Here is a 26,036-nt window from a genome sequence, read left to right as displayed (position 1 = left end):
TAGAGCGAGAGTGAATTTATGAGCCTGAATCCTAGAGATGCAGTCATCGTCGACTTCGGTCGTACCCCGATGGGTCGTTCCAAGGGCGGCATGCATCGCAACACCCGTGCCGAAACCATGTCGGCCAACCTGATCAGCGGCGTGCTGGCACGTAACACCAAGCTGGATCCAGCTGAAGTGGAAGACGTGATCTGGGGCTGCGTTAACCAGACCCTGGAGCAGGGCTGGAACATCGCGCGCATGGCGTCGCTGATGACCCAGATCCCGCATACCGCTGCTGGCCAGACTGTAAGCCGCCTGTGCGGTTCGTCCATGAGCGCTCTGCACACTGCTGTGCAGGCTATCCAGACCGGTAACGGTGACGTGTTCGTCATCGGCGGTGTGGAGCACATGGGCCACGTTGGCATGATGCACGGCGTCGATCCAAACCCGCACCTGTCGCTGTACGCAGCCAAGGCCTCGGGCATGATGGGTCTGACCGCTGAAATGCTCGGCAAGATGCATGGCATCAGCCGTGAGCAGCAGGACGCATTCGGTGAGCGTTCGCACCGTCTGGCCCACAAAGCTACCGTTGAAGGCAAGTTCAAGGATGAAATCATCCCGATGCAAGGCTACGACGAGAATGGCTTCCTGAAGGTTTTTGACTACGACGAAACCATTCGTCCGGAAACTACCTTGGCAAGCCTGGCTGCACTGAAGCCTGCGTTCAACCCGAAAGGCGGCACCGTGACTGCAGGTACGTCCTCGCAGATCACTGACGGCGCTTCCTGCATGATCGTCATGAGCGCCCAGCGCGCCCAAGACCTTGGCATTCAGCCAATGGCAGTGGTTCGTGCCATGGCAGTGGCCGGTGTTGATCCAGCGATCATGGGTTACGGTCCAGTACCGTCGACTCAGAAAGCCCTCAAGCGTGCTGGCCTGACCATCAATGACATCGACTTCTTCGAGCTCAACGAAGCCTTCGCTGCCCAGGCCCTGCCTGTGCTGAAAGACCTGAAAGTGCTCGATAAGATGGAAGAGAAGGTCAACCTGCACGGCGGCGCGATCGCCCTGGGTCACCCGTTCGGTTGTTCCGGCGCGCGTATCTCCGGTACCCTGCTGAACGTAATGAAGCAGAATGGCGGCACCTTCGGTGTGTCGACCATGTGCGTAGGTCTCGGCCAAGGCATCACCACCGTCTTCGAACGCCTCTAAGCTTCACCGGTGTAAGAGATGGAAAAAACCGGGGCCCAGTGCCCCGGTTTTTGTTTATCAGCAGAAAATCTTCAAGGAATTCACCCATGCAGCTACAGCCCGGCCTCTACCGCCACTACAAAGGCCCTGAATACCGTGTGTTTGGCGTAGCCCAGCATTCCGAAACGGAACAGGCGATGGTGGTCTATCAGGCGCTGTACGGCGAGTTTGGCCTATGGGTGAGGCCGTTGGAGATGTTCTGCGAAAGCGTTGAGGTGGACGGCGAGACGGTTCCACGCTTTGCTTTGATTCAGGCTGAAACCGCACTGTTCACTCGGCCTTGAGCTGACATCGGGCCACTGCTGCGCTTGACCTCGGCCGGACCACCACTATATATAGCGGTGCCGCGCTAGCAGGCAGTACAGCGCCTCCCGCATTTATTTACCGAATTTCAGGAATTTTCCAATCCATGGGCAAATCGCTGGTCATCGTGGAATCCCCGGCCAAGGCCAAGACCATCAACAAGTACTTGGGCAACGAGTACGTGGTGAAGTCGAGCATCGGCCACATCCGTGACCTACCCACCAGTGGTTCGGCGAGTACCGCCAAAGAGCCGGTCAAGCGTGGCAAGGCCGCTGCAGGTGAAGTGCCGGCGCTGTCGCCCAAGGAGAAAGCCAAGCGCCAATTGTTCGCGCGCATGGGGGTTGATCCCGAACATGGCTGGAAAGCCAAGTACGAGATCCTTCCCGGCAAAGAGAAGGTGGTCGAAGAGCTGCGCCGTTTGGCCAAGGATGCTGACACCATCTATCTCGCAACCGACTTGGATCGCGAGGGGGAAGCCATTGCCTGGCACCTGCGCGAATCCATTGGTGGTGACGACAGCCGCTACAAACGCGTGGTGTTCAACGAAATTACCAAGAAGGCCATCCAGGAAGCGTTTTCCAAGCCTGGCGAGCTGGATATCAACCGGGTCAATGCCCAGCAAGCACGGCGCTTCCTCGACCGCGTAGTGGGCTATATGGTTTCGCCACTGCTGTGGGCCAAAATCGCTCGTGGTTTGTCGGCCGGCCGTGTGCAGTCGGTAGCCGTGAAGTTGGTGGTCGAGCGTGAGAAAGAGATCCGCGCGTTTGTTCCGGAAGAATACTGGGAAGTGCACGCCGACCTGGGCACCGCCAAAGGCGCCAATGTGCGCTTTGAAGTGGCCCGTGAGAACGGCGCTGCGTTCAAGCCGCTGAACGAGGCCCAGGCCATGGCGGCCCTGGCAACGCTGAAAGCCTCCAGTTACAGCATCAGCAAGCGTGAAGATAAGCCGACCAGCAGCAAGCCTTCGGCGCCGTTTATCACCTCCACCCTGCAGCAGGCCGCGAGTAACCGCCTGGGCTTTGGGGTGAAGAAGACCATGATGATGGCTCAGCGTCTGTATGAGGCTGGTTACATCACCTACATGCGTACCGACTCGACCAACCTCTCGGCTGACGCCGTGAGCATGGTGCGCGGCTTTATCGAAGGCGAGTTCGGCAAGAAGTACCTGCCGGCCAACCCGATTGCCTACAGCAGCAAGGAAGGCGCGCAGGAAGCGCACGAAGCGATCCGTCCTTCCGACGTCAATCTCAAGCCGACTCAGCTGTCGGGCATGGAGCGTGACGCCGAGCGCCTGTATGAGTTGATCTGGCGTCAATTCGTGGCCTGCCAGATGCCGCCGGCTGAATACCTGTCGACCACGGTTACCGTGACGGCAGCGCAGTTCGAACTGCGTGCCAAGGGCCGTATTCTCAAGTTTGACGGTTACACCCGCGCATTGCCGCAGCTGAGCAAGCCGGGCGATGACGATGTATTGCCGGAAATGAATCAGGGCGAAGTGCTCAAACTGGTCAAGCTCGACCCCAGTCAGCACTTCACCAAGCCGCCAGCGCGTTACTCGGAAGCCAGCCTGGTTAAGGAAATGGAAAAGCGCGGTATCGGTCGCCCGTCGACCTATGCAGCGATTATTGGCACCATCCAGGACCGTGGCTACGTGGCGCTGCACAACCGTCGTTTCTACTCGGAGAAGATGGGCGACATCGTCACCGAGCGTTTGGCTGAAAGCTTCTCCAACCTGATGGACTATGGCTTTACCGCCGGCATGGAAGAGCACCTGGACGATGTGGCCCAGGGTGAGCGTGAGTGGAAGCACGTGCTCGACGAGTTCTACGGTGACTTCAAGAAGAAACTTGAAGTGGCTGAAGCAGGCGAGGGCGGCATGCGTGCCAACCAGCCGACGCTGACCGATATCGCTTGCCGTGACTGCGGCCGGCCGATGACTATTCGTACTGCCTCCACTGGCGTATTCCTTGGTTGCTCCGGCTATGCATTACCGCCGAAAGAGCGCTGCAAGGCTACCGTCAACCTGGTGCCGGGCGACGAAATTGCTGCGGACGATGAGGGCGAGTCGGAGTCGCGCGTGCTGCTAGGCAAGCACCGCTGCCCGATCTGCTCGACCGCGATGGACGCCTACCTGCTCGATGAAACCCGCAAGCTGCATATTTGCGGCAATAACCCTGATTGCAGCGGTTATGAAGTAGAGCAGGGCCAGTACCGCATCAAGGGCTACGAAGGACCGAGCCTGGACTGCGACAAGTGCGGTAGTCAGATGCAGCTGAAAACCGGTCGTTTCGGCAAGTTCTTCGGTTGCACCAACAGCGAGTGCAAGAACACCCGCAAACTGCTGAAAAGCGGTGAAGCGGCGCCACCTAAAATGGACCCGGTGAAGATGCCGGAGCTCAAGTGCGAGAAGGTCAACGACACCTACATCCTGCGCGATGGCGCTTCGGGTCTGTTCCTGGCTGCCAGCCAGTTCCCGAAAAACCGCGAAACCCGTGCACCGTTAGTGATCGAGCTGATTCCGCACCGCGATGAGATCGACCCCAAGTACCACTTCCTTTGTGATGCACCGAAGAAAGACCCGCAAGGTCGCGCAGCGGTGATCCGTTACAGCCGCAAGACCAAAGAGCAGTACGTGCAGACCGAAGTCGACGGTAAACCGACGGGCTGGCGTGCGTTCTATGATGGCGGCAAGTGGAAAGTCGAAGACAAGAGCTGATCAACAGCTGATTTAGCACGACGCGCGCTTGCCGCTGGCCGGCGCGCGTATGCTTATCTAATCCGTTATGGAGGGCGCCGCAATGGCCAATGAACTCTATACCCGCACCAATCAAAAAATCTTCTACGTCGGCCTGGCGCTGGAGTCCTGGCGTAAGGCTGAACAAAGCCAGAGCATGAATGCCTTGGCTTTGATCCAGGCTGAGCGTGAGGCCGCTTTGTTTCATCTCTACGGTGCTCTGTTGGGCTTGTGCCATGAGATTGCCGGTTACTACCGCTTGCCGGACAGCGCTGCGCCACGGGCCGAACGCTTTCTCACTGAGGACGTGTTGCAGGCGGCGCCTAGCCAGGAGCTGGGTGAGCTGGTCGAGCTGGCACAGTCCGCCGACAGCTGGGTTGCTCAGCTGCTCAAGGCTTATGCCGAGCTGTTTCAGCCGCCGCAGGCTGGCAAGAAGGCTAAGGTCGATCCCGCTACACCGTTGATCACCGCGGTCAGCCTAGATGAAGAAGTTATGCCGTTGACGCAGGAGACGCTGGAGACGTGGCGTCAGCAGCTGAAGGCTCTGGCGCAGCGGTTTCGAGAAACCCTGAGCGAGTGGTAAGGCGCTGATTGGACCGGCGGACTAGGGCGAGCCCGAGTCGGCTGTTACACTGTCGGCCTATTGTGGAGAGCTAAGCCAATGCCTACATCATTCCTGGAAATTGTAGAATTGCCCGACGGGCGTATCGCCCTGCGTCGTGCAGAGGATGAAGAATCACTGGTGGTGCTGGATTTCTCTGCCGATGCCAAGGCCTTTCTGCAGGGGCAGCATGTTGAGGTGGCCAAAGCCATGCTCAATGTAGGTGTGCAGATGGCGGGGCGATTAGCTGAAAATAACTTTCAGCATGAAGAAGGGCCACGGGTTCTGCATTGATTGCAGTTCTCTTGGTGGCTGAAATTACAACGATCTGCCAGCGTTTTGTTGCCTAGACCTCTTTTCGGCTAAGCCGCACGCTCCTTGTGCGACCTGAGGCCAATTATCCCAAACTGATATTTAGGCTTTGCGCCTTTCCCTGTCGGGCAGCCTGCTCAAGCTGTTGCCGCGCCTGACGCTCAAGTGGATGCAGCCAGCTGACAACGGTGTGGCTGCGTCCTAGCATGAGGGCCTGCTGGGCCAGTTCGAGCGGGCTTTGTGTACCCCGGGGATGCAGCAGCAGGATGCGTTCACGGTTCAGGCCCGCGTCGCGTAGCCAAGCTTGGGTCAGGCTTGATGGTGGCGCGATGAGGGTCAGCCAGCGTTCATCGTGGTTGTCACTAAGTTCACGCAAAATCGGCGCTAGAAGGTTCAGGCAGTGCCCAGCTGCCCCGCGCAGCGATAGCTCACTGAAAGCCTCTGTTTCATCATCCGGCCAGGTTAGCTCAGTGCTATCGGCAAATAATGGTGTCACTGTCGATGCCAGGAATGCATCGAACAAAGGCAGTTGTGTACGGTTCAGTGATTGCGGGAACTGCATAAATCCTCCACTAGCGGCGGATAACGCCGACGCTCAAGCCTTCAATAATCAGGTCCTGTTCTTCCAGGTTTACTTCGATCGGCGCGAACTCCGGATTTTCCGCAATCAGCCAGACCTTGTTGCCTTCACGCTTGAATCGTTTGACCGTTACTTCATCGTCGAGGCGTGCCACTACTACTTGCCCGTTACGGGCTTCACGGGTGGTGTGCACAGCCAGCAGATCGCCGTCGAATATGCCGATGTCTTTCATGCTCATGCCGCGTACACGCAGCAGGTAATCAGCCTTGGGGTGGAAGAAGTCCGGATTGATCTTGCAGGACTCTTCTACATGTTGCTGCGCCAGGATCGGCGCACCTGCTGCGACGCGGCCAATCACCGGTAGGCCTTCGTCCTCTTCAGCATTAGGCTCGAAGCCTGGAATGCGGATGCCGCGTGAAGCGCCAGGCGTCATCTCGATTGCACCCTTGCGAGCCAGGGCCTTGAGATGCTCTTCCGCTGCGTTGGGGGATTTGAAGCCCAGTTTCAAGGCGATTTCCGCTCGGGTAGGCGGGTAGCCGTTGTCTTCAAGGCACTGCTTGATGAAAGCGAGAATTTCAGCTTGGCGCGGCGTCAGTTTTAGCATGGTCGGCTCTGTTTTTTTGTACAGTGACTGGGATTATATACAGTGATCGGCGATTGGCAATCCTTGTGTTCTGATCTCTACTCAATTGACCTTCATGCCTTGTGTTGCAGTGCCCTGTTACTCAGGCTTCTTATGGGACGTCTAGCTAGGGTTAGCGCTTATCCTTGACGGATGTCTGTGACCACCCGGCCACAAGATGGTTTGCCCGGCTTGACAAGGCGGGCGACTGAAACGTATGTTTCAAACAAGTGTTTGTTCAGATGAAAAGAGTCATGGCCCAGTCGGAAACCGTTGAACGCATTCTTGATGCGGCAGAGCAGCTTTTTGCAGAGAAAGGCTTCGCCGAAACGTCGCTGCGCCTGATCACCAGCAAGGCAGGGGTCAACCTGGCGGCGGTGAACTACCACTTTGGCTCAAAGAAAGCCCTGATTCAGGCGGTGTTCTCGCGTTTTCTCGGACCGTTCTGTGTAAGCCTTGAGCGCGAGCTGGACCGCCGTCAGGCGAAGCCGGATAGCAAGGTCAGTCTCGAAGAGCTGCTTGAGCTAATCGTTGAGCAGGCGCTGGCTGTAAAACCGCGCAGTGGTAATGACCTTTCAATTTTTATGCGTCTGTTGGGATTGGCCTTTAGCCAGAGCCAAGGACACCTGCGCAAGTACCTCGAAGAGGTGTACGGCAAGGTCTTCCGTCGCTACATGCAGCTGGTCCATGAGGCTGCTCCACGCATCCCACCGCTTGAACTGTTCTGGCGCGTGCATTTTATGCTCGGTGCGGCGGCGTTCAGCATGTCCGGGATCAAAGCCCTGCGGGCCATGTCGGAAACTGATTTTGGGGTTAATACCTCGATTGAGCAGGTCATGCGCCTGATGGTGCCATTTTTGGCCGCTGGCATGCGTTCGGAAACGGGCCTCGCTGATGAGGCTTTGGCCAGCGCTCAACTCAAACCACGTACTAAAGCGCCTGCTGTTCCCAGCAAAGCGTGATCGCTATGGGTGGGCTTGGTGGAGGCGATCCGCTAAGCTAGCCGCCCATGGCGAATCTCGATCTTCTTCATATCTCCCTCGCTGATCAGTGCCTGTATGGCTTTGCCAACGGGCAGCTGCAGCTGCGTTTGAGTGTATCCACTGCGCTGAATGGCGCTGGCGAACGTAACGGGTCTGGCTGTACGCCGCGTGGTTTGCACACGGTCAGGGCGAAGATTGGTGAGGGTTTGCCAGTAGCAGCTGTATTGCGTGGGCGGCGTTGGACCGGTGAGGTCTGGTCGTCGGAGTTGCATGCGCAATTTCCTGGTCGCGACTGGATTCTCACACGCATTCTCTGGCTGAGCGGCTGTGAGCCTGGACGCAATCGTCTGGGCGCTGTCGATACCTTTCGCCGCTATATCTACATACACGGTACGCCGGACAGCGAGCCTATGGGCGTTGCGCTGTCGCATGGCTGTGTGCGCCTGCGCAACAGCGATCTGCTGGAACTCTTTGCGCGTGTCCCTGTTCAATGTGCGGTACAGATTGACGAGGCCGCCTGCCCCGAGTGGGCAGCGGCGCCTCTTATTTAAGGAAGAGTTGTGAGTTCACCCATGCAAGGTTCATTGATGCTGGATATCGCCGGCACCTGGCTGACCGCGGAAGATCGCCAGATCCTGCGTCAGCCGCAGGTGGCGGGATTGATTCTGTTTGCCCGCAATATTGAAGACCCGCGCCAGGTGCGTGAGCTGTCCGCTGCGATTCGCGCGGTTCGTCCGGACCTGTTGCTGGCGGTGGATCAGGAAGGTGGTCGTGTGCAGCGACTGCGTCAGGGTTTTGTGCGCTTACCGGCGATGCGTGCGTTGGCCGATAACCCCAATGCCGAGCATCTGGCCGAACAGTGCGGTTGGGTTATGGCGACCGAAGTGCTGGCCGCAGGGCTGGACCTGAGTTTTGCCCCGGTGCTGGATCTCGATCATCAGCGCAGTGCGGTGGTCGGTAGCCGTTCCTTTGAGGGCGATGCGCAGCGCGCGACCTTGCTGGCCGGCGCTTTTATTCGCGGGATGAACGCCGCGGGTATGGCCGCCACCGGCAAGCATTTCCCCGGGCACGGCTGGGCTGAGGCAGATTCCCATGTGGCCATCCCTTTGGATGAGCGCAGCTTAGAGCAGATTCGTGCAGTCGATTTACAGCCTTTTGCCCTGTTGAGTCAGAAGTTGGCTGCAGTGATGCCCGCCCACGTGATCTACCCTCAAGTGGACAGCCAGCCTGCCGGTTTTTCGCGGCGTTGGTTGCAAGAAATTTTGCGTGGGGAGCTGGCCTTTGATGGGGTGATTTTCAGCGACGACCTGTCGATGGCCGGTGCCCATGTGGTGGGTGATGCGGCTTGCCGTATTGAGGCGGCGCTGACTGCTGGTTGTGACATGGGCCTTGTATGTAACGACCGGGCAGCGGCAGAGCTGGCCTTGAGTGCCCTACAGCGTCTCAAGGTGGAACCGCCGAAAGGCTTGGCGCGCATGCGCCGGCAAGCGTTTCCTGGGGTTGAGTACCGGCAGAGCCCGCGTTGGTTGGCTGCGCTGGGCAGTCTGCGTGATGCGCAATTAATCGACTGAGGAGTTAGGGATGACGGTTTACGCGATTATCGGCGGTACGGGACTGACCAAGCTGGATGGTCTGACCATCAAGGCTGCGCTGCATATCGATACGCCCTATGGCGCGCCCTCTGCGGCGGTGCTCAAGGGCGACTATGCCGGCCGCGAGGTGTTGTTCCTCGCACGTCACGGGCATCCGCACCGCATCCCGCCGCATCAGGTTAACTACCGCGCTAACCTCTGGGCGCTGCGTGAGGCAGGGGCCAAGGCCATCATCGCGGTGAACGCGGTGGGCGGTATTCACTCGGCCATGGGCACCGGGCACTTCTGCCTGCCGCACCAGATCATCGATTACACCTACGGGCGTGAGCACACCTATTTTGAGGGTGAGCTGGAACATGTCACCCATGTAGATTTCAGCCATCCCTATGACGCTGGGCTGCGCACCAAGCTGGCCAATGCACTGACTGCCGAACACTGTGCGTTCAGCAATCATGGGCTGTACGGCTGTACCCAGGGCCCGCGCCTGGAAACCGCTGCGGAAATCGCACGAATGGAGCGCGATGGTTGCGACATAGTCGGCATGACGGGAATGCCGGAAGCGGTACTGGCCCGTGAGCTGGCTTTGCCCTACGCCTGCCTGGCGCTAGTGGTAAACCCGGCCGCTGGCAAGTCCCGTGCGCTGATCACCATGGCGGAAATCGAGCGCGCCCTGGAAGAGGGGATGGGGACGGTCAAGGCCGTGCTAGCACGGGTGCTGACCAGTTAGCTGGTCACCCTGCATTCACAAAAAAGGGCCGCATAATGCGGCCCTTTTTTATGCCTGACTGTTCAGAGCGGGCTGACGCGAATCAGCATGCCCAGGCTGCCATTATCCACAAAGGTTAATTCGCCGCTGGTCAGGCGACTGCTTTGTTTGATGCGTTCGCTGTCCGCGATGGTGCCACTGGTGTCGATCTGATTAACCCAGATGTCGCTCTCTAGTTCGATCACGCGGCCACCTTTTAGGCCGATGGTGCCTTCGATCGGGAAGTGACCGAACTGCTCGTCGCCGGCGCTGATAGCGACGCGGCTGATCGATTCACCCAGGCTTTGGGCCCAAGCTTTGTGCAGCAGAACCTCATAGCCGTTCGACGGGTTGAGTTTGCCGGCTTCGGCATTCAATGCCGGTGTGCGACTGTTGCTACCGTCTACTGGCAGCGCATTCTGTGCCCAGTTATCGGGTGGCAATTGGCCGGCGGAAATCGGCGTGGCGGCCTGGCGGAATACGATGACTTCAACCTGGTAGAGGCTTTCAGCCAGGGCGGCAGTGCTATTGAGCAGGCTCAGTAGAATGAGCGGCAGCAGGGCCAGGTTGCGGAGTGCGCGCATGGGGTAATCCTTTATGTAGAGGGAGTCAGGCGCTCGAACAGCGCTTCGAGTGTGTTGAATCGTTCTTCCGAGCGCTCCATCGGCACCTGGAATTTAAACAGCGTCGCACCTTCGAACTTGTAGCGGTTCGGTGCACCCTGAATCAGCTTGATCAGCGTCAGTGGGTCGACGCAGGTGTCGGCAGTGAATTCGATGCGGCCACCTTGCGGGCCCGCGTCGACTTTTTTGATGCCAAGCTTTTCTGCCTGTAATTTCAGCAGGGTGATGCGTACCAAGTTCTTGGTCGGCTCCGGCAGCAGGCCGAAGCGGTCGATCATCTCCACCTGCAGCTCTTTCAAGCCATCCTCGTCAGCGGCGTTGGCAATGCGTTTGTACATGATCAGTCGTGCGTGTACGTCAGGCAGGTAGTCGTCGGGGATCAATGCCGGCACGCGCAGGTTGATCTCAGGGCCGCCGCCAAGCGGTTGGTCGAGGTTGGGTTGCTCACCTTTGCGGATGGACTTCACAGCGCGTTCGAGCATTTCCATGTACAGGGTGAAACCGACTGCTTGGATCTGACCGCTTTGGCCATCACCGAGCAACTCACCGGCGCCACGAATTTCCAAATCATGGGTGGCCAGGACGAAGCCGGCGCCAAGGTCTTGGGCGTTACTGATGGCCTCCAGGCGCTTCTGCGCGTCGTCGGTCATCTGTTTGCGTGGTGGAGTCAGCAGGTAGGCATAGGCCTGGTGGTGGCTGCGGCCAACACGACCGCGCAACTGGTGCAGCTGGGCCAGGCCGAACTTGTCAGCGCGCTCAATGATGATGGTGTTGGCGCTCGGCACGTCGATCCCGGTTTCGATGATGGTCGAGGCGATCAGCACGTTGAAGCGCTTGTGATAGAAGTCACCCATCACCTGTTCCAGCTCGCGCTCGCGCATTTGCCCGTGGCCAATGCCGATACGCGCCTCGGGCACCAGTTCAGCCAGGTCGGCGGCGCACTTCTCGATGGTTTTCACATCGTTGTGCAGGTAGTACACCTGACCGCCGCGCAACAGTTCGCGCAGCAGGGCTTCTTTAATCGTCGGGTTGTTCTGCTCCATGACGAAGGTGCGCACTGATAAGCGCCGCGCCGGCGGCGTGGCGATGATCGACAGATCACGCATGCCCGCCACGGCCATGTTCAGGGTGCGCGGAATGGGCGTGGCAGTGAGGGTGAGGATATCCACCTCGCTGCGTAGGGTTTTCAGCTGTTCTTTTTGGCGGACACCGAAGCGGTGCTCTTCGTCGATGATCACCAGCCCCAGGTTGCTGAACTTGACGTCGTCCTGCAGCAGCTTGTGCGTGCCGATGACGATATCCACTTTGCCTTCTGCCAGTTGCTGCATCGCGTCACTGACATCTTTGGAGCTCTTGAAGCGGCTCATCACCTCGACTTTGACCGGCCAATCGGCGAAGCGGTCACGGAAGCTGTTGTAATGCTGCTGGGCGAGCAGGGTGGTGGGAACCAGCACGGCTACCTGTTTGCCACCATGTACGGCAATGAATGCGGCGCGCATGGCCACTTCAGTCTTACCGAAGCCGACATCGCCGCACACCAAGCGGTCCATCGGTTTTGCAGTGAGCATATCGCTGTAGACGGCTTCAATGGCGGCTTGCTGGTCAGGTGTTTCCTCGAAGGGAAAGCCGGCGCTGAAGGTGGCGTAATCGGCCTTCGGGTCGGCAAAGGCATAGCCTTCACGGGCAGCGCGTCGGGCATAGATGTCGAGCAGTTCAGCGGCGACATCGCGCACCTGTTCGGCGGCCTTGCGTTTGGCTTTCTGCCAGGTTTCCGAGCCGAGGCGGTGCAGTGGGGCAAGGGCATCATCGCTGCCGGTGTAGCGGGCAATCAGGTGCAGGCTGGCGACCGGGACGTAGAGTTTGGCTTCCTCGGCGTACATCAGGGCGAGGAATTCGGCGGCCTGGCCGTCGAATTCCATGGTCACCAGGCCCAGGTAACGGCCGACGCCATGGTCGATGTGCACCACGGGTGCGCCTTCGCGTAGTTCGGTGAGGTTTTTAATGACGTTGTCGCCGCCATCACGCGATTTTTCGCGGCGCCGGCGTTGCATCACACGCTGACCGAACAGAGGGCTTTCGGCTACCAGGGCCAGGTTTTCAAGCAGCAGACCGTCATCCAGCGGGGCGATACAGATACCCAGGCGCTGCTTACTGGCCGTGAACGCCGGCCAGCTCTCGAATTCGTTCGGCTTGAGCTTGAGGCGTGCAAGGAGTTCCAGCAGTACTTCGCGTCGTCCGGCAGACTCGGCACAGAACAGCACGCGGCCGGGGTATTCCTCGATAAAGCGCCGCAATGCTGCCAGCGGCTCACCGGCCTTGGCCTGGATTGCCAGGTCGGGAAGTGGGTTGGCGTCGAAGCGGGTGCGGCCGACGCCTTCTTCGATGTCATCCTGGCTGACCACCACGCGCGGCCAGTTTTTCAGGCGGGCGAAGCAGTCTTCCACCGGGAGGAAGATATCCGCGGGCGGCAGCAGTGGGCGTTCCGGATCGACGCGGCGATCCTCATAGCGGCTGCGTGCATCCACCCAAAACTGTTCGGCGGCTTTTTCGATGCCGGGCAGGGAAAACACCTGAGTATCGGCCGGCAGGTAGTCGAAAAGGGTGGCGGTCTCTTCAAAGAACAGCGGCAGGTAGTACTCGATACCGGCCGGTGTGATGCCTGTACTGAGGTCCTGGTAGATGGGGCAGCGGCGGAAATCTACATCGAAGCGCTCGCGAAATCGTCCGCGGAAATCGGTGACGGCTTTCTTTTCCAGCGGAAACTCGCGCGCAGGCAGCAGCTTGATCGACTCGACCTTGTCGATGGAGCGCTGGGTTTCCGGGTCGAAGGTGCGCAGGGTTTCAATTTCATCATCGAACAGATCGATGCGGTACGGCTGGCTGCTGCCCATTGGGAACAGGTCAATCAGTGCGCCGCGCACAGCAAACTCGCCGTGTTCATAAACCGTGTCAACGCAGCGGTAGCCGGCTGCTTCGAGGTTGCCACGCATCTGGTTGACGTCGAGCTGCTGGCCGACTTGCATGACCAGGCTGCTGCCAAGCAGAAAGCGTTTCGGCGCTAGGCGGTGTAGGGCGGTCGTGATCGGCACTACCAATACGCCGTGCTTGAGCTCCGGCAGGCGATAGAGCGCTGCAATCCGCTGGGAAATGATGTCCTGGTGCGGTGAGAACAGGTCGTAGGGTAGGGTTTCCCAATCGGGGAAATGCAGCACCGGCAACTCCGGAGCGAAAAAACTCAGCTCCTCTTGCAGGCGCTCGGCACTCTGGCTGTCGGCAGTCAGCAGCAGGGTGAAGCGTTTAGCATTGCTGGCGGCTTCGGCAATTGCCAGGCTCAGCGCGGCACCGGGCAGGTTGCCCCAGTGTTGTTTGCCGGCAGTGGCCGGCAGGGACGGTAGACGCAGTACAGGCACGGGCGGCTCACGGTCAGGACACAAGGTCGCCGATTGTAGCGGGCGTTTATGTGTGGTGTCAGTTACGACAGCCGTGCATTGCTCAAGCACGCGTGCGCCGTCATAATGTAGCCCCTTTTTTCAGCCCCTACATGTGGAAGGTACTGCCCGTGACTCAGAAGCCCGACCAGTGTCTCGGTGAGTGGATCGATCGAGAAGCCCTTGCGGAAGCGATGATTCCGATGATTGGCCAACTCTACCGTAACAACAACGTGGTCACCTCGATCTACGGCCGTGGTCTGATCAACCGTTCGGTGATCGACATTCTCAAGGCCCATCGCTTCGCCCGTCACCGCCTGACCGGTGACAGTGAGCTGTCGGTGCACGACACCTTCCAGGTGCTCAAGGCCATGAGCGAGCTCAAGCTGGGTGCTGCCTCTGTTGACCTGGGCAAGATGGTCAGCAAGTTCAAGGTTGAAGGCCAAGGCCGTAGCATCGAGCAGTTCGCCAAAGATGAACTGGTGGAAGTAGCCGGCAAGCAGAATAGCGAAGCCCGTGAAGGCACTGACGTGGTGCTGTATGGCTTCGGTCGTATCGGCCGTCTCCTGGCGCGCATCCTGATCGAGAAAACCGGTGGCGGCGACGGCCTGCGTCTGCGCGCCATTGTTGTGCGTAAAGGCGCGACCAATGACCTGGTCAAGCGCGCCAGTCTGCTCCGCCGCGACTCGGTACACGGCAAGTTCGATGGCACCATCACCATCGACGAAGAGAACAACACCCTCACGGCCAACGGCAACCTGATTCAGGTGATCTACGCCAAATCGCCAGCCGAGGTGGATTACACCCAATACGGCATCAAGAACGCGCTGCTGGTGGACAACACTGGTGTATGGCGTGACGCCGATGGCCTGGGTCAGCACCTGGCCTGCCCGGGTGTTGATCGCGTTGTTCTGACCGCGCCTGGCAAAGGCGCGCTGAAGAACATCGTGCACGGCATCAACCACGGTGAAATCACCCCTGAAGATAAGATCATCTCAGCCGCTTCCTGTACCACCAACGCCATCGTGCCGGTGCTCAAAGCGATCAATGACCAGTACGGCATCGTTAATGGCCACGTCGAAACCGTTCACTCGTACACCAACGACCAGAACCTGATCGATAACTTCCACAAGGGCGATCGCCGTGGCCGCAGCGCACCGCTGAACATGGTAATCACCGAAACCGGTGCTGCCACTGCTGCTGCCAAGGCACTGCCCGTGCTGAAAGGCAAGCTGACCGGCAACGCCATTCGCGTTCCTACGCCGAACGTGTCGATGGCCATTCTCAATCTCAACCTTGAGAAGGCCACCACCCGTGAAGAAGTCAATGAGTACCTGCGCCAGATGGCCATGCACTCCGACCTGCAAAAGCAGATCGACTTCGTCCAGTCGCAGGAAGTGGTCTCCACTGACTTCGTTGGCTCGCGCCACGCTGGTGTAGTCGATGCTGAAGCAACCATCTGCAATGACAATCGCGTTGTGTTGTACGTGTGGTACGACAACGAGTTCGGTTACAGCTGCCAGGTGGTCCGCGTGATGGAAGATATGGCCGGGGTTAACCCGCCAGCCTTCCCGCGCTAAGTGCAGGGTGAATAAAAAAACGGGAGCTTCGGCTCCCGTTTTTTATTGCGCGCCGTGTGGCGCTTTAATCAGCCAGCAAGCTGGTGCGCAACTCATCCGACAGACCGTCGGGCGAGAGCCATATGCCCAGATAGGCTCTTGCCAGGGCCGGGTTTGGGCTGGTGTAGGCGACTTTGCCATTAATTTCCAAGGTGAGGCCGCTGCCAGCAGTGAAGTTCAGGGCATAGCGATCACCGGGCTGAATATCCTTGAATGTAGCGTGCAAGGCATCCAGTTCGGGGCGCAGGCGTTGCAAGGTGGCGGCGTCATGTTGGCGCTCAAGGGTGACCCACGCCGCTTTGACCACGTCTGGGCTGTCGATGTTGCGGAAGTAATAGAGCTCAAGACGTTGCGTGAGCGGCGTGCTGACCGCCTGGCGGGCGCTGGCTTCGGTCGGGGCGTAGAAGGCTGCAGCGTAGACATCCGCCCACAGGTAGGTCAGTACGCTTTGGTTTTTGCGTTCCAGATAATTTTGCGCGAGTTCGTGAGTGGTGGCGAAGTTGGCTTCTTGCAGGCGTTCGCGGTTGTTGGCGAATACATCGCCGCTGAGCAGCAGTAGGGTGGTAAGCGCAATTAGCAGGCGCATGGTAAGGCTCCGGGTTGGTCTATTAGTCTTATGTCGCGCGCTGCGGCTTGGCCGTCAAGTTGCCATCTGTTGCCTTCTGTTACGTTAAACCGGATAAAAGCAAGCGCTTGGGTGGCCAGTGGCCGAAGGTGCGACTTATAATCGGCCAGATTTTTTCCCGCGACCGACATCCTGTCCAGCGCCTAATGCGTTATTTGGCGTTGCGCCGCATTTTTCTGCGTTGGTGTCGTCCGTATTCTAAAAAAGCTTATAAATCAGTGGTTAGGCAAACCTATGATCAAAATAAAACATGGGCTTGATTTGCCCATAACAGGCGTGCCGGCGCAGCGCATTGAGGCTGCAAGGCCGGTGCGCAGCGTCGCCGTCATAGGCTTCGATTATCACGGTATGAAGCCTTCGATGGAGGTTCAGGTCGGTGATCGGGTCAAGCTTGGCCAGGTGCTGTTCTCGGACAAAAAGTCGCCAGGCGTGCAATACACCGCTCCAGCTGCAGGCGTGATCAGCGCCATTCATCGCGGTGAGAAGCGGGTGCTGCAGTCCGTGGTGATTGATGTCGAGGGCGATGAGCACATCACCTTTGATCAGGTAGCAGTGGATCAGCTGGCGACTGTTGGCGATGCCAAAGTGCGCGAAGTGCTGCTGCAATCGGGTTTGTGGACTGCGCTGCGTGCACGTCCCTTCAGCAAGGTGCCGGCTGCTGATGCGAAACCCAGTTCGATTTTCGTCACGGCCATTGATACTCATCCGCTGGCCGCTGACCCGGCTGTAGTGATTGCCGAGTACGCCGCCGACTTTACCCATGGTTTGCAGGTGCTGAGTAACCTGGCCAAGGTGTTTCTGTGCAAGGCCGAGGGTGCGAGCCTGCCTGGCGAGCAGTTGGGCAATGTGCACACTGAAGCCTTTGCCGGCCCACACCCTGCAGGCTTGCCGGGTACGCACATTCACTTCCTCGATCCGGTCAACGCCACCAAGAGTGTCTGGTCGATCAATTACCAGGACGTGATTGCCATCGGCAAACTGTTCACCACAGGACAGCTGTGGACCGAGCGCGTTGTTGCGCTGGCCGGTCCCGTGGTCGAGCAGCCACGCCTGCTGCGTACCCGTCTGGGCGCGAGCCTCAGCGAGCTGACTGCCGGTCAGCTGCAGCCTGGGTTCAACCGGGTTATTTCCGGCTCAGTGCTGGGTGGCCGTACTGCGCAGGGTGCTTTTGCCTTCCTTGGTCGTTATCACCTGCAAGTGTCCTGCCTGGCCGAAGGGCATGAGCGTGAGCTGATGCATTACCTGCGTGCCGGGGTGAACAAGCATTCGGTGTTGAACATCTTTGTCTCCAAGCTGAGTGCTGCGAAGAAGTTCGCGTTCTCCACCACCACCAATGGCAGCCCACGCGCCATGGTGCCGGTGGGCAATTACGAAGCCGTAATGCCGCTGGATATCCTGCCAACTCAACTGCTGCGCTACCTGATTGTCGGTGACACCGAGATGGCCCAGAAACTGGGTTGCTTGGAACTCGACGAAGAAGACTTGGCGCTGTGCACCTACGTGTGTGCCGGCAAGTACGAGTACGGCCCGATCCTGCGCGATAACCTCGCCCGTATTGAGAAGGAGGGTTAAGTCATGGGTATCCGTGCATTCCTCGATAAAATCGAGCACAACTTCGAAAAAGGCGGCAAGTACGAGAACTGGTATGCCCTTTACGAGGCCATCGACACGTTCTTTTATCGCCCCGGTAGCGTGACAAAAACCACTGCCCATGTGCGTGACGGTATTGACCTCAAACGCATGATGATCACTGTGTGGTTGTGTACCTTCCCGATGATGTTTTTCGGGATGTGGAACACCGGTTATCAAGCCAACCTGATTTTCGCGAACAGCCCTGAACTGCTGGCAGCCCAGGAAGGTTGGCGCTTTGCGCTGATCGGTTCACTGGCTGGGTTTGATCCCAACAGCCTATGGGATAACTTTATCCAGGGCGCAGCGTATTTCCTGCCTGTGTATGCCACGGCGTTTATCGTCGGCGGCTTCTGGGAAGTGCTATTCGCGTCGATCCGCAAGCATGAAGTCAACGAAGGTTTCTTCGTCACCTCCGTGCTATTCGCCCTGATTCTGCCGCCGAGCATTCCGCTGTGGCAGGTCGCTCTGGGTATCAGCTTCGGTGTGGTGATCGGCAAGGAAGTGTTTGGCGGTACCGGCAAGAACTTCCTGAACCCGGCGCTGACTGGCCGTGCCTTCCTGTTCTTCGCCTACCCGGCGCAGATGTCCGGTGATGCAGTCTGGACCGCGGTTGACGGTTTCGCTGGCGCAACCTCGCTGAGCCTTGCGGCTGCTGGCGGCATTGAGAATGTGGTGAGCAACGGCATCTCCTGGATGGATGCGTTCTTAGGGACCATTCACGGTTCCATGGGTGAGACCAGCACCCTGGCGATTCTGATTGGTGGCGGCATTCTGCTGATTACCAAGATTGCCTCCTGGCGCATTGTGACCGGCGTAATGCTGGGCATGATCGGCTTCAGCCTGCTGCTCAATGTGCTCGGTTCGAACACCAACCCGATGTTTGCCATGCCGTGGTACTGGCACCTGGTAGTCGGTGGTTTTGCTTTCGGTATGTTCTTTATGGCCACCGATCCGGTGTCGGCTTCCATGACCAATACCGGTAAGTGGATCTTCGGTGCCCTGATCGGGGTGATGGTGGTGATGATCCGTGTGGTCAACCCAGCGTTCCCGGAAGGCATGATGCTGGCGATCCTGTTCGCCAACCTGTTTGCACCGCTGATCGACCACTTTGTCGTTCAAGCCAATATCAAGCGGAGGCTGGCACGCAATGTCTAGTCAAAAAGAATCCACCGTCCGCACGTTGGTGGTGGCCCTGTTGGTCTGCCTGGTGTGTTCGGTGTTTGTTGCCGGTGCCGCCATTGCGCTGAAACCGACGCAAGTGGAAAACCGTCAGCTGGACAAGCAGCGCAGCATTCTGGCGATTGCTGGTCTAGGCGATGCCAGCATGAGCAGTGCGCAGGTCAAGGCGTTGTTCGCCGAACGCATCAGTGCGCGCATTGTCGATCTTGACACTGGCACCTTTAGCGATGCGCAGAACCCGGCTACGTTCGACCCTCTGAAAGCGTCCAAAGATCCTAAGCTGTCAGCCGCGCTGTCTGGCTCGGACGATATCGCTTCGATCAAACGCCGTGAGCGTTTCACCACGGTTTACCTGGTGGAGCAGGATGGCAAGCTGGAAACGGTCATTCTGCCTGTGCGCGGCTATGGCCTGTGGTCAACGCTTCACGGTTTTATGGCACTGCAGGGCGATCTGAATACGGTGGCTGGCTTCGGTTTCTACCAGCATGCTGAGACCCCTGGTCTGGGCGGCGAAGTGGATAACCCGAAGTGGAAAAGCCTGTGGCTGGGCAAAACCTTGTTTGATGACAAGGGCGAGCTGGCCATTCAGATCATCAAGGGTAACGTCGATGCGCAGAGCGCGCAGGCGACTCACCAGGTTGATGGCCTGGCGGGTGCAACCCTGACCAGCAATGGTGTGAATAACTTGCTGCACTTCTGGCTGGGAGAGAACGGCTTCGCCCAGTTCCTCGCCAATCTGCAAAAAGGGGAGGCTTGATCATGTCGCAGCCGACTATTAAAGAAGTTCTGCTAAACCCGATTTTCAACAACAACCCGATTGGTTTGCAGATTCTGGGTATTTGTTCCGCTCTGGCGGTGACCTCGAACCTGAAAACCGCACTGGTAATGTCGATTGCTCTGACCCTGGTAACTGGGTTCTCCAACCTGTTTATCTCGATGATTCGCAGCCAGATTCCCAGTTCCATCCGTATGATCGTGCAGATGGTGATCATTGCTTCCCTGGTGATCGTGGTCGATCAGGTGCTCAAGGCCTTTGCCTTCAGCCTCTCCAAACAGCTGTCGGTATTCGTCGGTCTGATCATCACCAACTGCATCGTGATGGGCCGTGCTGAAGCCTTTGCCATGCAGAACCCGCCGGTGTTGTCGTTCTTCGACGGCATCGGTAACGGCCTCGGCTACAGCGCCATGCTGATCGTGCTGGGCATTGTTCGTGAGCTGTTCGGCGCGGGCAAACTGATGGGCTACGAGATCATTCCGGTGATCAACGACGGTGGCTGGTACCAGCCTAACGGTATGCTGCTGCTGCCGCCTTCGGCGTTCTTCCTGATCGGCTTGTTCATCTGGGCGCTGCGTAGCTGGAAAAAAGATCAGCTGGAGAAGCCAAGCTTCAAGATGGCTCCGCAGGTCTCGAATAAGGAGGCTTACTAATGGAGCATTACCTCAGCTTGCTGGCCAAGGCGGTGTTCGTTGAGAACATGGCATTGGCCTTCTTCCTCGGCATGTGCACCTTTATTGCGATCTCGAAGAAAGTCGAGACCGCGATTGGCCTGGGCATCGCGGTCATCGTGGTGCAGGTCATCACCGTGCCAGCGAACAACCTGATCTACACCTACCTGCTGAAAGATGGCGCCCTGGCCTGGGCCGGTTTGCCAGAAGTGGACCTGAGCTTCCTCGGGCTGCTCAGCTATATCGGGGTGATCGCGGCCATCGTGCAGATCCTCGAGATGTTGCTGGATAAGTATGTACCCAGCCTCTACAACGCCCTGGGGGTTTTCCTGCCGCTGATCACGGTGAACTGCGCCATCATGGGCGGCACCCTGTTCATGGTTGAACGTGACTACAACCTGGCTGAAAGTACCGTGTATGGCTTTGGTTCCGGCCTGTCGTGGGCGCTGGCGATTGCTGCGCTGGCAGGTATTCGCGAAAAGCTCAAATACAGCGATGTGCCAGACGGCCTGCAGGGCCTGGGTATCACCTTTATTACCATCGGTCTGATGTCTCTGGGCTTTATGTCCTTCTCCGGCGTGCAGTTGTAAGGAAGGGATGCATAGATGATCAATTTAGAGATCCTTATCGCCATCGGCATGTTCACCGGCATCGTGCTGGCGCTGGTGCTGGTTATTCTCGCGGCGCGCGCCAAGCTGGTTTCCAGCGGTGACGTGAGCATCGAGATCAACGGCGAAAAAACCATTGTGGTTCCTGCGGGTGGCAAGTTGCTGCAGACCCTGGCGGCCAACAATATTTTCCTGTCTTCGGCATGCGGCGGCGGCGGTACCTGCGCCCAGTGCAAGTGTGTGGTCGAGCACGGCGGCGGTGAAATGTTGCCAACCGAAGAGGCCGCTTTCACTCGTCGCGAAGCCAAGGCTGGCTGGCGTTTGTCCTGCCAGACTCCGGTCAAGCAGGACATGAAAATCGAAGTGCCGGAAGAAGTGTTTGGCGTGAAGAAGTGGGAGTGCACCGTTGAGTCCAACCCCAACGTGGCCACCTTCATCAAGGAGCTGACGCTGAAATTGCCGGAAGGTGAAAGCGTCGATTTCCGCGCCGGTGGCTATGTGCAGCTGGAATGTCCGCCGCACGAAGTGCATTACAAGGACTTCGATATTCAGGAAGAGTACCGCGGCGACTGGGACAAGTTTAACCAGTGGAAGTATGTGTCCAAGGTCGAAGAGACCGTGATCCGTGCCTACTCCATGGCCAACTACCCGGAAGAAGTGGGTCTGGTGAAGTTCAATATCCGTATTGCGTCGCCGCCACCGGGTAAAGACGATCTGCCACCGGGCAAGATGAGTTCCTACGTATTCAGCCTCAAGCCGGGCGACAAGATTGATGTGTACGGCCCGTTTGGTGAGTTCTTCGCCAAAGACACCGACGCCGAGATGGTCTTCATCGGTGGTGGTGCCGGTATGGCACCGATGCGTTCGCACATCTTCGATCAGCTCAAGCGCTTGAAATCGACCCGCAAGATCAGCTTTTGGTACGGCGCGCGCTCCATGCGTGAAGCCTTCTACGTTGAAGAATACGATCAACTGCAGGCCGAGAACCCCAACTTCAAGTGGCATCTGGCGCTGTCTGATCCGCTGCCGGAAGACAACTGGACGGGGCTCAAGGGCTTTATCCACAACGTGCTGTACGAGAACTACCTCAAGGACCACCCGGCTCCGGAAGAGTGCGAGTTCTACATGTGCGGCCCGCCCATGATGAACGCCGCCGTGATCAAAATGCTGATCGATCTGGGTGTGGAGGAGGAGAACATCCTGCTCGACGACTTCGGCGGTTAATGATGAGCCATGTGCTACTGCGGCCCGTTATCGCTGTCAGCTTGCTGACAGCCCTAACGGGCTGTTGGTTTTCAGAGCGTGTAGAAGAGTTTGGCGGCCCGACCATGGGCAGCACCTACACGGTCAAATACGTGCGCAGCAAGGATTCCCCGAGCGTTGAGTCACTCAAGCGCGAGACCGATGCCATCCTGGCTGAGGTTGACGTGCAGATGTCGACCTATCGCGATGATTCCGCAATCGAGCAATTCAACCAGGCCCCAGCGGGTACCTGTCAGTCCATGCCGGACGGGGTGCTGGAGCTGGTCGACGCTGGGCGCCTGCTGCATGAGCAAAGTCAGGGTGCACTCGACCTGACCCTGGAGCCGCTGCTCAATCTGTGGGGTTTCGGTCCCAAGGCGCGCGCCGAAAAGGTGCCGACCGCTGAGCAATTGGTCGCCGCGCGTGCGCGGGTGGGCATGCAGCATCTGCGTCGTGACGGGCAGCAGCTGTGCAAAGAGGTTGATGTCCAGGTCGACTTCAACAGCATTGCTGCCGGTTATGCGGTGGACAAGCTTGTGCAGCGCTTCACTGAACTGGGCGTGACCAGTTATATGGTTGAGGTAACCGGTGAGCTTAAGGCCGCGGGTAAAAAGCCCGACGGTCAGCCTTGGCGCATTGGCCTGGAGGCCCCGCAGGACGGCCAGCGTGTCGCACAGCGGGTGCTAGCGGTGGATGGCTACGGCATTTCCACCTCAGGTGATTACCGCAATTACTTCGAGGAAGAGGGGCAGCGCTACTCGCACACACTCGATCCGTTGACCGGTGCGCCGATCACCCACAAGCTGGCAGCGGTAACCGTGGTGGACAAATCGACCTTGCGCGCCGATGGCTTGTCTACAGTGCTAATGGTGATGGGCACTGAGCGTGGCCTGGCATTTGCTGAGCGTATGGGGATAGCAGCGTTTTTCGTGACCCGTGATGGTGACGCTTTCGTCACACAGACAACTCAGGCTTTCGAGCAGCTATTCGCTGCAGGAGACGAGCAATGACGTTTTTAGTGGTGTTTCTGGTCATGGTGCTGGTAGTGGGCATGATGGCAGTGGGTGTGATCATGGGGCGTAAGCCCATCGCCGGCTCATGCGGCGGTATTGCCAACTTGGGTATTGAGAAAGAGTGCTCAATCTGTGGTGGCAGCCGTGAGAAGTGCGAAGAGGTCAACAGCGAGCCACAAGGCAAAACCGAAGCCCTGGCTTACGACGCGACCAAACGCTAAACGTCCTGTGCCCCGCGAACAAGCTAGGCTGCAGTGAACGTATTGATTGTCAGGCTGCGCGTGCAGTGCTGGCCCTGCCGAGAGCACGGTATAAGTGCTCCGGTGTGATCTGAAGGAGTAAACATGGCGGTCTACAACTACGACGTAGTGGTGCTGGGTTCCGGCCCTGCGGGTGAAGGCGCGGCAATGAACGCAGCCAAGGCTGGACGTAAGGTCGCCGTGGTCGACAGCCGTCGCGAAGTTGGCGGTAACTGCACCCACTTGGGCACTATCCCGTCCAAGGCACTGCGTCATTCGGTGCGGCAGATCATGCAGTTCAACACCAACCCGATGTTCCGTCAGATCGGTGAACCGCGCTGGTTCTCCTTTCCGGATGTGCTGAAAAGTGCCGAGCGGGTTATCGCCAAACAGGTCAGTTCGCGCACAGGTTACTATGCCCGTAACCGTATTGATGTGTTCTTCGGTACCGGCAGCTTTGCGGATGAGCACACCATTGAAGTGGTGTGCGCCAATGGCGTGGTGGAAAAACTGGTGGCCAAGCAGATCGTCATTGCCACCGGCTCTCGTCCATACCGCCCACTGGACGTGGACTTTAATCATTCGCGCATCTACGACAGCGACACCATTCTCAGCCTGGGTCATACCCCGCGGCGCATCATCATTTACGGGGCGGGTGTAATCGGCTCTGAGTACGCCTCGATTTTCAGTGGCTTGGGCGTGTTGGTCGACTTGATCGACAACCGCGATCAACTGCTGAGTTTCCTTGACGCGGAAATCTCCGATGCGCTGAGTTATCACCTACGTACTAACAATGTGCTGATTCGCCACAACGAAGAGTACGAAAGTGTTGAAGGGCTGGATAACGGAGTCATCCTGCACCTCAAGTCCGGTAAGAAGATCAAAGCCGACGCCTTCCTCTGGTGCAACGGCCGTACCGGCAACACCGATCAACTAGGTCTGGAAAATATTGGCATCAAGGTCAATAGCCGTGGCCAGATCGAGGTTGATCAGAATTACCGCACTCAGGTGTCGAACGTCTACGCGGCGGGCGACGTGATTGGCTGGCCGAGTTTGGCCAGTGCGGCCGCCGACCAGGGCCGTTCGGCTGCGGGCAGCATCGTCGACAATGGCAGCTGGCGCTTCGTTGATGACGTGCCAACCGGCATCTACACCATTCCGGAAATCAGTTCGATTGGTAAGAACGAGCGCGAGCTGACTCAGGCCAAGATCCCTTATGAGGTCGGTAAGGCGTTCTTCAAAGGTATGGCCCGTGCGCAGATTTCCCATGAGCCGGTGGGCATGCTCAAGCTGCTGTTCCACCGTGAAACCCTGGAGGTGCTCGGTGTGCACTGCTTCGGTTACCAAGCCTCGGAGATCGTGCATATCGGCCAGGCGATCATGAACCAGAAGGGTGAGGCCAATACCATCAAGTATTTCGTCAACACCACCTTCAACTACCCGACCATGGCGGAAGCCTACCGGGTGGCGGCGTTCGACGGCCTCAACCGGCTTTTTTGAGCGGCTCCGGCCGGTGGCCTGAGCCGGCCGGGGAGAACCCGTTCAGCGACTCCAGCGACTGGCGTTGGCCTAATCGCGAAAGTTTCTGATCAGGCTTAACGAAAAACCGGCCCTTGCGGCCGGTTTTTCGTTTCTGTAGCAGGGGCTATCCGGGAGGTTATTCCAGGGTTGCCACGGCCAGGCCGGGAAAGTCGGTGATGATGCTGTCCACGCCGAAGTCTGCCAGGCGGCGCATCAGGGCCGGTTCGTTGACCGTCCACACCGAGACATGCAAGCCGGCTTTCTGCGCTTTGAGCAGGCGTTCCGGGGTGCACAGCGTCCAGTTCAGCGCGAGCAGGTGACAGCCGTAGTGCTTGGCCACTTTCAATGGGTCGAGCCAGGCGTATTCGGCAACTAGCCCGCGTTGCAGGTGCGGCGTCAGGCGTTGCAGGGCGCCGAGCACTTCGCGGGAGCTGGAGGTTACGGTGACTTTGTCCGTCAGCTGGTAGCGCTCGGCCAATTCGGCAATCGCCTTGACCATACGCGCGGAGCGAACCTTCGAGGCGCTTTTAACTTCCAGTTGCCAGTGCTCGAAATCACAGTGCTGGAACAGCTCTTCCAGTCGCGGGATCGGGCAGGGCGTAACGGCGCCAGGGCCGCCTCTGCGTGCGTCGTAAGTCACCAGCTCGGCCACGTCATGCTCAACGACCTTGCCGCGGTGGCCGGTGGTGCGTTTGAGGGTTGGGTCGTGAATCACCATCAGCTCGCCATCGCGCGACAGGTGCAGGTCCAGCTCGCAGCGGCGCACGCCGTGTTTGAGGCATTGCTGGAAGCTGGCCAGGGTATTTTCCGGCACCTCGCCTTTGGCGCCGCGATGTCCATAGATGACTGTCACTGTTGCTCCTTGTCGGGCAGGGTTGCGCCGGGCTGATGATGACGCACGCTGTTGATCACGTGTTTGTGCTCGAAGTAGACGCTGAATTCGCGGTAATCCCAGCGGGTGATCGGTGGGTTACCAACGCTAGGATGCTCTTCATCGGCCAGACCGAAACGCTCGAGCACCGCGCGTTGTGATTCGCCGAACTGCGGCAGCTGTAGTGTGCCGCCACCTTGCAGGCCGATAGGAATTTGCAGGGTATCGGCGTAAGCGCCGAGAGGCAGGAGCAGGGCGAGAAGCAGAAACAGACGGTGCATGGTG

At 58.4% G+C, this 26,036-nt stretch carries 26 protein-coding genes; 19 read left to right on the top strand and 7 right to left on the bottom strand.

Translation table 11 applies throughout. The features are described from left to right. Positions 1 to 18: 18 nt before the first annotated feature. From fadA to HBN63_RS08005, 5 genes are all read left to right on the top strand, one after another. On the top strand, positions 19 to 1,194 hold the full coding sequence (fadA, locus tag HBN63_RS08025; RefSeq protein ID WP_090248066.1) for an acetyl-CoA C-acyltransferase FadA: 1,176 nt from the start codon (positions 19 to 21) through the stop codon (positions 1,192 to 1,194). A gap of 86 nt (positions 1,195 to 1,280) precedes the next feature. Then, entirely contained in the window at positions 1,281 to 1,517 is a 237-nt protein-coding gene (locus tag HBN63_RS08020) for a DUF1653 domain-containing protein (RefSeq protein WP_090387350.1), read from the top strand. A 125-nt stretch (positions 1,518 to 1,642) separates the two neighbouring features. Next, positions 1,643 to 4,252 (top strand): type I DNA topoisomerase, encoded by a 2,610-nt coding sequence (gene topA / locus HBN63_RS08015; RefSeq protein WP_170049040.1) that lies wholly within the window; start codon positions 1,643 to 1,645, stop codon positions 4,250 to 4,252. Positions 4,253 to 4,334: 82 nt separating this feature from the next. Then, the gene (locus HBN63_RS08010; protein WP_170049039.1) at positions 4,335 to 4,853 is read left to right on the top strand and encodes a DUF6586 family protein; all 519 of its coding nucleotides are present in this window, start codon (positions 4,335 to 4,337) and stop codon (positions 4,851 to 4,853) included. 78 nt (positions 4,854 to 4,931) lie between these two features. Continuing rightward, the gene (locus HBN63_RS08005; protein ID WP_090238248.1) at positions 4,932 to 5,165 is read left to right on the top strand and encodes a hypothetical protein; all 234 of its coding nucleotides are present in this window, start codon (positions 4,932 to 4,934) and stop codon (positions 5,163 to 5,165) included. Positions 5,166 to 5,268: 103 nt separating this feature from the next. Here the strand turns inward: HBN63_RS08005 and sulA are convergent, their stop codons facing one another. Then, positions 5,269 to 5,745, bottom strand: coding sequence for an SOS-induced cell division inhibitor SulA (sulA, locus tag HBN63_RS08000; protein ID WP_160084937.1), 477 nt, complete (start codon positions 5,743 to 5,745; stop codon positions 5,269 to 5,271). A gap of 10 nt (positions 5,746 to 5,755) precedes the next feature. After that, a complete protein-coding gene (lexA, locus tag HBN63_RS07995; protein ID WP_160084936.1) occupies positions 5,756 to 6,367 on the bottom strand; it encodes a transcriptional repressor LexA in 612 nt (203 codons plus the stop codon). Between the two features lie 272 nt (positions 6,368 to 6,639). Between lexA and HBN63_RS07990 the strand changes: the two genes are divergently transcribed. The 4 genes from HBN63_RS07990 to HBN63_RS07975 are packed head-to-tail and all read left to right on the top strand — an operon-like array spanning position 6,640 to position 9,687. Beyond that, positions 6,640 to 7,347: a TetR/AcrR family transcriptional regulator gene (locus tag HBN63_RS07990; protein ID WP_170049038.1), complete on the top strand. Its 708-nt coding sequence runs from the start codon at positions 6,640 to 6,642 to the stop codon at positions 7,345 to 7,347. Between the two features lie 47 nt (positions 7,348 to 7,394). Continuing rightward, positions 7,395 to 7,919: a L,D-transpeptidase gene (locus HBN63_RS07985; RefSeq protein WP_170049037.1), complete on the top strand. Its 525-nt coding sequence runs from the start codon at positions 7,395 to 7,397 to the stop codon at positions 7,917 to 7,919. Between the two features lie 21 nt (positions 7,920 to 7,940). Then, the gene (gene nagZ / locus HBN63_RS07980) at positions 7,941 to 8,939 is read left to right on the top strand and encodes a beta-N-acetylhexosaminidase (RefSeq protein ID WP_170049036.1); all 999 of its coding nucleotides are present in this window, start codon (positions 7,941 to 7,943) and stop codon (positions 8,937 to 8,939) included. Positions 8,940 to 8,949: 10 nt separating this feature from the next. Then, positions 8,950 to 9,687, top strand: coding sequence for an S-methyl-5'-thioinosine phosphorylase (locus HBN63_RS07975; RefSeq protein WP_160084933.1), 738 nt, complete (start codon positions 8,950 to 8,952; stop codon positions 9,685 to 9,687). A gap of 62 nt (positions 9,688 to 9,749) precedes the next feature. Here the strand turns inward: HBN63_RS07975 and HBN63_RS07970 are convergent, their stop codons facing one another. Then, the gene (locus HBN63_RS07970; RefSeq protein ID WP_160084932.1) at positions 9,750 to 10,289 is read right to left on the bottom strand and encodes a CsiV family protein; all 540 of its coding nucleotides are present in this window, start codon (positions 10,287 to 10,289) and stop codon (positions 9,750 to 9,752) included. A gap of 11 nt (positions 10,290 to 10,300) precedes the next feature. Then, positions 10,301 to 13,738 carry a transcription-repair coupling factor gene (gene mfd, locus HBN63_RS07965; protein ID WP_170049035.1) on the bottom strand — a complete coding sequence of 1,146 codons (3,438 nt, stop codon included), beginning with the start codon at positions 13,736 to 13,738 and terminating at the stop codon, positions 10,301 to 10,303. A gap of 131 nt (positions 13,739 to 13,869) precedes the next feature. Here mfd and HBN63_RS07960 point away from each other — a divergent pair, with 131 nt between their 5' ends. Beyond that, entirely contained in the window at positions 13,870 to 15,336 is a 1,467-nt protein-coding gene (locus HBN63_RS07960) for a glyceraldehyde-3-phosphate dehydrogenase (protein ID WP_170049034.1), read from the top strand. Between the two features lie 64 nt (positions 15,337 to 15,400). On the opposite strand, the gene HBN63_RS07955 is transcribed toward HBN63_RS07960, so the two are convergent. Continuing rightward, entirely contained in the window at positions 15,401 to 15,961 is a 561-nt protein-coding gene (locus HBN63_RS07955) for a chalcone isomerase family protein (protein ID WP_170049033.1), read from the bottom strand. 273 nt (positions 15,962 to 16,234) lie between these two features. On the opposite strand from HBN63_RS07955, the gene HBN63_RS07950 reads away from it, so the two are divergent. The 9 genes from HBN63_RS07950 to sthA all read left to right on the top strand — a co-directional run bounded on the left by HBN63_RS07950 (position 16,235) and on the right by sthA (position 24,859). Then, the gene (locus HBN63_RS07950; RefSeq protein WP_160084928.1) at positions 16,235 to 17,572 is read left to right on the top strand and encodes a Na(+)-translocating NADH-quinone reductase subunit A; all 1,338 of its coding nucleotides are present in this window, start codon (positions 16,235 to 16,237) and stop codon (positions 17,570 to 17,572) included. Positions 17,573 to 17,575: 3 nt separating this feature from the next. Beyond that, complete coding sequence (locus tag HBN63_RS07945; protein ID WP_170049032.1) at positions 17,576 to 18,787, top strand: NADH:ubiquinone reductase (Na(+)-transporting) subunit B; 1,212 nt, start codon at positions 17,576 to 17,578, stop codon at positions 18,785 to 18,787. Then, positions 18,780 to 19,568 carry a Na(+)-translocating NADH-quinone reductase subunit C gene (locus HBN63_RS07940; protein ID WP_160084926.1) on the top strand — a complete coding sequence of 263 codons (789 nt, stop codon included), beginning with the start codon at positions 18,780 to 18,782 and terminating at the stop codon, positions 19,566 to 19,568. Before HBN63_RS07945 ends, HBN63_RS07940 begins: the two co-directional genes overlap by 8 nt. After that, positions 19,565 to 20,239, top strand: a complete 675-nt coding sequence (locus HBN63_RS07935) for an NADH:ubiquinone reductase (Na(+)-transporting) subunit D (protein ID WP_170049031.1) — start codon at positions 19,565 to 19,567, stop codon at positions 20,237 to 20,239. Before HBN63_RS07940 ends, HBN63_RS07935 begins: the two co-directional genes overlap by 4 nt. Next, entirely contained in the window at positions 20,239 to 20,847 is a 609-nt protein-coding gene (gene nqrE / locus HBN63_RS07930; RefSeq protein WP_090248035.1) for an NADH:ubiquinone reductase (Na(+)-transporting) subunit E, read from the top strand. Before HBN63_RS07935 ends, nqrE begins: the two co-directional genes overlap by 1 nt. A gap of 15 nt (positions 20,848 to 20,862) precedes the next feature. Next, positions 20,863 to 22,089: an NADH:ubiquinone reductase (Na(+)-transporting) subunit F gene (gene nqrF / locus HBN63_RS07925; protein ID WP_160084924.1), complete on the top strand. Its 1,227-nt coding sequence runs from the start codon at positions 20,863 to 20,865 to the stop codon at positions 22,087 to 22,089. A 104-nt stretch (positions 22,090 to 22,193) separates the two neighbouring features. After that, positions 22,194 to 23,117, top strand: coding sequence for an FAD:protein FMN transferase (locus tag HBN63_RS07920; RefSeq protein WP_262498913.1), 924 nt, complete (start codon positions 22,194 to 22,196; stop codon positions 23,115 to 23,117). Beyond that, positions 23,114 to 23,341: a (Na+)-NQR maturation NqrM gene (gene nqrM, locus HBN63_RS07915; protein ID WP_090248031.1), complete on the top strand. Its 228-nt coding sequence runs from the start codon at positions 23,114 to 23,116 to the stop codon at positions 23,339 to 23,341. Before HBN63_RS07920 ends, nqrM begins: the two co-directional genes overlap by 4 nt. A 123-nt stretch (positions 23,342 to 23,464) precedes the next feature. Further along, positions 23,465 to 24,859, top strand: a complete 1,395-nt coding sequence (sthA, locus tag HBN63_RS07910; protein WP_090248029.1) for a Si-specific NAD(P)(+) transhydrogenase — start codon at positions 23,465 to 23,467, stop codon at positions 24,857 to 24,859. A gap of 157 nt (positions 24,860 to 25,016) precedes the next feature. Here sthA and HBN63_RS07905 read toward each other — a convergent pair whose 3' ends face one another. Both HBN63_RS07905 and HBN63_RS07900 read right to left on the bottom strand, forming a co-directional pair. Then, complete coding sequence (locus HBN63_RS07905; RefSeq protein ID WP_170049029.1) at positions 25,017 to 25,733, bottom strand: glycerophosphodiester phosphodiesterase family protein; 717 nt, start codon at positions 25,731 to 25,733, stop codon at positions 25,017 to 25,019. Beyond that, positions 25,730 to 26,032 carry a phosphodiesterase gene (locus HBN63_RS07900; RefSeq protein ID WP_170049028.1) on the bottom strand — a complete coding sequence of 101 codons (303 nt, stop codon included), beginning with the start codon at positions 26,030 to 26,032 and terminating at the stop codon, positions 25,730 to 25,732. Before HBN63_RS07900 ends, HBN63_RS07905 begins: the two co-directional genes overlap by 4 nt. Between the last annotated feature and the right edge of the window lie 4 nt (positions 26,033 to 26,036).

It is taken from the genome of Pseudomonas sp. WS 5011, from assembly GCF_012985775.1.
Taxonomy (GTDB): domain Bacteria; phylum Pseudomonadota; class Gammaproteobacteria; order Pseudomonadales; family Pseudomonadaceae; genus Aquipseudomonas; species Aquipseudomonas peli.
This window is presented reverse-complemented; position numbering and strand designations above follow the sequence as displayed.